This is a genomic window from Mesorhizobium sp. M2C.T.Ca.TU.002.02.1.1, assembly GCF_003997225.1.
Genome location: NZ_RZTO01000485.1, coordinates 1 through 4,770, shown reverse-complemented (window position 1 = coordinate 4,770; position 4,770 = coordinate 1). Strand labels below are relative to the sequence as shown.

Below are 4,770 nucleotides of genomic sequence, written 5' to 3'. Positions count from 1 at the left end.
CGCCACGTTCCGAGCCAACCGCATCGTGCCGGGGCAAGCGCGTTCGATCCTCGAAGCGTTGCCGCCGACACTTGGTATGCTGCTGCTGGCGATCGTGATCGTGGGCGGCATCATCGCTCTGCTGAAGACACCGCTCATCATCAGGCTGGCCGCCAGCATCGTCGCGCTGGTCGCTCTTGCGATCCTGATCGGCGTCGCCGGTGCTTTCCTGACGCCCGACGGCAACACGTTCGCCCGCATCGCCCCGGCCTCCGGTTTCTGGCTGCTGATCTTTGCCTTTACCTTGCTTCTCGCGGACGTGCTGACCCGGCTCAACCTGTCGCCCTGGGCGCGCGTCGGCGTGCTGGTAATTGCCGCGCTCGCCATCGCCTCCCTGCTCGTTTCGGGAAGCTGGGACAGCCTCTCCATCCTCAAGGAATATGCCAGCCGCGCCGACAGCTTCTGGGCAGAAGCCTCCAAGCACGTCACGCTGGCGCTCGGCTCGCTGGCCGGCGCGGTGATCGTCGGCATACCGCTCGGTATCCTTTGCCATCGCGTCGAGACGCTGCGGGCAGGGGTGCTCAATGTGCTCAACATCATCCAGACTATTCCCTCGATCGCGCTCTTCGGCCTGCTGATCGCTCCGCTCGGCTGGGTCGCCCTGCATGTGCCGGGCGCCGCCGCGATCGGCATCAGGGGCATCGGAACCGCGCCCGCCTTTGTGGCGCTCTTCCTCTATTCGCTGCTGCCGGTGGTGGCCAACACCGTGGTCGGGCTGGCTGGTGTACCCCGCGCGGCCAACGACGCCGCGCGTGGCATGGGCATGACCGACCGCCAGCGCCTGCTCGACGTCGAGTTTCCGCTCGCCTTTCCGGTGATCCTGACCGGCATCCGCATCGTGCTGGTGCAGAATATCGGGCTCGCCACCATCGCGGCGCTGATCGGCGGCGGCGGCTTTGGCGTGTTCGTCTTCCAGGGTGTCGGCCAGACGGCGATGGATCTGGTGCTGCTCGGCGCGCTGCCCACCGTTGCGCTGGCCTTTACCGCGGCGATCATCCTTGATGCGGTGATCGAGATGACAGCCACCAAGCGCAGGGTTGAAACGGCATGATCGAGATTGAGGGTATCACCAAGCGCTACGACGCGACGACGGTGGTCGATAATGTTTCGATGGTCATCGAGCCCCGGACGATCGCCACCATCGTCGGCACGTCGGGATCCGGCAAGACGACGCTGCTCAGGATGATCAACCGGCTGGTCGAGCCGACTTCGGGCGTCGTCAGGCTCGACGGCGCCGACAACCGCTCGGTGCCCGGCTATCAGTTGCGCCGCAGCATCGGCTACGCCATCCAGGGGCACGGCCTGTTTCCGCATCGCACGGTGGCGCAGAACATAGCCACCGTGCCGCTGCTGCTCGGCTGGGACCGGGACCGCATCAAGGCGCGCGTCGACGAGCTGATGACGCTGTACCAGCTCGACCCGCAGGCCTATGGCCCGCGCTATCCGCACGAGCTCTCCGGCGGCCAGCAGCAGCGCGTCGGCGTCGCCCGCGCTTTGGCCGCCGAACCGAACGTGCTTTTGATGGACGAGCCCTTCGGCGCGCTCGACCCGATCATCCGCACCAAGGCGCAGGAGGATCTGCTGGCGATCCAGAAGCGTTTCGGCACCACCATCATCCTCGTCACCCACGACATGGAAGAGGCCGTGCATCTGGGTGACAAGATCGCCGTCATGGATGCCGGCAAGCTGGTGCAATACGCAAAACCGGCGGAGATCCTGGCGAGGCCGGCAAGCGATTTCGTCGAGACGCTGGTCGGGGCCAGCGAAAGGCCGTTCCGGCTGCTGTCGCTCGGGCCTGTGCGCGATGCCGTGGAGCCGGGCGGCGCCGAAGGCGAGGCGATCCCAGGTGACGCCACGCAGCGTGACGCGCTGGCCGAGTTGTTATGGTCCGGGCGCCCCGCGCTGCCGGTGAAGGACGCCGACGGCAAGCTGCTAGGCCGTGTCACCGTCGAAGGCTTGGTGAAGCGCGCGGCGAGGCCGCAATGAAAGCCTGGCTGCCCGCGCTGCTGAGGCTGGCCGTCCTGGCGTTGCTGGTGGTTTTCATCACCAGCCCCGGTTGGTTCGAGCCGCTGCTGAAGCCGCTGACCGAGAATGGCGCGCCGGCAATCTACAACCAGGGCAGCCTGCTGACGCTGACCCTGCAGCATCTGCGCACCGTGCTGGTCGCGACCGTGGCGGCGACGATCGTCGCGGTGGCGCTCGCCATCCTGGTCACCAGGCCGGCCGGCGCCGAGTTCCTGCCCTTGTCGCGCAGCCTGGTCAATATCGGTCAGACGTTCCCGCCGGTTGCCGTGCTGGCGCTTGCCGTGCCGGCCGTCGGCTTCGGCGAGAAGCCGACGCTGATCGCGCTTTTCCTTTACGGCCTGCTGCCGATCTTCGAGAACGCGCTGACGGCGCTCACCACGCTGCCCGGCAACGTCATGGAAGCGGCGCGCGGCGCCGGCATGACCGGCTGGCAAAGGCTGATGAAGGTCGAGCTGCCGTTGAGCGCCCCGGTGATCCTCGGCGGCATCCGGCTTTCCGTGGTCATCAGCCTAGCCACCGCCACCATCGGCTCGACGGTTGCCGCCAAGACGCTGGGCGAGGTGATCATCGCGGGCCTTATCTCGAATAATCTTGCCTTCGTTCTGCAGGGCGGCCTGATCGTCGCCGCGCTCGCGGTGCTGATCTATGACGGCCTCTCGGCGATCGAGCGCTACGCCGCGCGGCGCATGGGGCAGGGCGCCGAATAGCGCAGGTCGGCGGATTGGGCGAAGGTGCCCTCGCGTCATTTCAATCGATCTAATTCCAGGCCCGTGCTGGCACAACGTTTACTGCCTTCTTCTTTTGGGCGAAAGCCGGGCAAAAACCGAACAATATCTTGACGTTCCAAGCCTTGTTTCGCATACACCCCAGCCAAGGGGTGGATTCCGTGCGCGGCATGCATCTCCGTTCCAACGGCCCAGGGAGGGGTTCTTTTGGGCCAACAATCGAGGAAAATCCGGCAATGACCATCATTACCGCCGTCATCGCCTGCGGCTTGCTTTCAGTCCTTTACGCCATCTGGGCGACACGTTCGGTCCTTGCGTCCGATCAGGGCAATCAGCGCATGCAGGAAATCTCCGCGGCCATCCGCGAAGGCGCCCAGGCCTATCTGGCGCGCCAGTACACCACCATCGCCGTCGTCGGCATCGTCGTGCTCCTGCTCGCCTGGTGGCTGCTCTCCATCACCTCCGCGATCGGTTTCCTGATCGGCGCCGTGCTTTCGGGCGCCGCCGGCTTCATCGGCATGCATGTCTCGGTGCGCGCCAATGTTCGCACCGCGCAGGCCGCATCGAACAGCCTTGCCGCCGGCCTCGACATCGCCTTCAAGTCCGGCGCCATCACCGGCCTGCTGGTCGCGGGCCTGGCGCTGCTCGGCGTCTCGATCTACTACGCCATCCTCACCGGGCCGATGGGCCTGCAGCCGAATGATCGCGTCGTCATCGACTCGCTGGTCTCGCTCGGCTTCGGCGCGTCGCTGATCTCGATCTTCGCCCGTCTCGGCGGCGGCATCTTCACCAAGGGTGCGGATGTCGGCGGCGACCTCGTCGGCAAGGTAGAGGCCGGTATTCCCGAGGACGATCCACGCAACCCGGCCACCATCGCCGACAATGTCGGCGACAATGTCGGCGATTGCGCCGGCATGGCCGCCGACCTGTTCGAGACCTATGCGGTGACGGTCGTCGCCACCATGGTTCTGGCCGCCATCTTCTTCGGTGGCACCGCGGCTCTCGGCGCGGCCATGCTCTATCCGCTCGCCATCTGCGGCGCCTGCATCCTGACCTCGATCGTCGGCACCTTCTTCGTCAAGCTGGGCTCCAACGGCTCGATCATGGGCGCTCTCTACAAGGGCCTGATCGTCACCGGCCTGCTGTCGATCGTCGGTCTTGCCGCCGCCACCTCCGCCACGGTCGGCTGGGGCGAGGTCGGCACCGTTGCCGGCGTCGCCATCACCGGCAAGAACCTGTTCATCTGCGGCCTGATCGGTCTGCTGGTGACTGGTTTGATCGTGGTGATCACCGAATACTACACCGGCACTAACAAGCGCCCGGTGAACTCGATCGCCCAGGCGTCGGTGACCGGCCACGGCACCAACGTCATCCAGGGCCTCGCCGTCTCGCTGGAATCGACGGCGCTGCCCGCCATCGTCATCGTCGGCGGCATCATCGCCACCTACCAGCTCGGCGGCCTGTTCGGCACCGCGATCGCCGTCACCACCATGCTCGGCCTTGCCGGCATGATCGTCGCGCTCGATGCTTTCGGCCCGGTCACCGACAATGCCGGCGGCATTGCCGAAATGGCCGGCCTGCCCAAGGAAGTGCGCCACTCCACCGACGCGCTCGACGCGGTCGGCAATACCACCAAGGCGGTGACCAAGGGCTATGCCATCGGCTCGGCCGGCCTTGGCGCGCTGGTGCTGTTCGCGGCCTACTCGAACGACCTCCGGTTCTTCGCCGCCAATGGCGACAAGTACCCCTACTTCCAGGGCATGGGCGAGATCTCCTTTGACCTCTCCAACCCCTATGTGGTCGCCGGCCTCATCTTCGGCGGCCTGATCCCCTATCTTTTCGGCGGCATCGCGATGACCGCCGTCGGCCGCGCCGCGGGCTCCATCGTCGAGGAAGTGCGCAAGCAGTTCCGCGAGGACAAGGGCATCATGGCCGGTACCTCGAAGCCGAATTATGCACGCGCGGTCGACATCCTGACCAG

Annotated in this window: 4 protein-coding genes; all 4 read left to right on the top strand. The window is 66.1% G+C overall.

All coding sequences use genetic code 11. The features are described from left to right. The coding region (locus tag EOD07_RS22940; protein WP_164772443.1) for an ABC transporter permease at nt 1-1,090 on the top strand (1,090 nt) is incomplete at its 5' end. Further along, nucleotides 1,087-2,025: an ABC transporter ATP-binding protein gene (locus EOD07_RS22935; RefSeq protein ID WP_127237084.1), complete on the top strand. Its 939-nt coding sequence runs from the start codon at nt 1,087-1,089 to the stop codon at nt 2,023-2,025. The genes EOD07_RS22940 and EOD07_RS22935, both read left to right, overlap by 4 nt. Further along, nucleotides 2,022-2,771, top strand: a complete 750-nt coding sequence (locus EOD07_RS22930; RefSeq protein ID WP_040983254.1) for an ABC transporter permease — start codon at nt 2,022-2,024, stop codon at nt 2,769-2,771. The genes EOD07_RS22935 and EOD07_RS22930 overlap by 4 nt, the downstream gene beginning before the upstream one ends. A gap of 254 nt (nt 2,772-3,025) precedes the next feature. Continuing rightward, nucleotides 3,026-4,770 (top strand): sodium-translocating pyrophosphatase (locus EOD07_RS22925; protein WP_127237083.1); only part of this gene is annotated, 1,745 nt, incomplete at its 3' end.

Coding starts and splice junctions, on each gene's coding strand:
- EOD07_RS22935 (WP_127237084.1), top strand. CDS start 1,087: ATGATCGAGATTGAGGGTATCACCAAGCGCTACGACGCGACGACGGTG.
- EOD07_RS22930 (WP_040983254.1), top strand. CDS start 2,022: ATGAAAGCCTGGCTGCCCGCGCTGCTGAGGCTGGCCGTCCTGGCGTTG.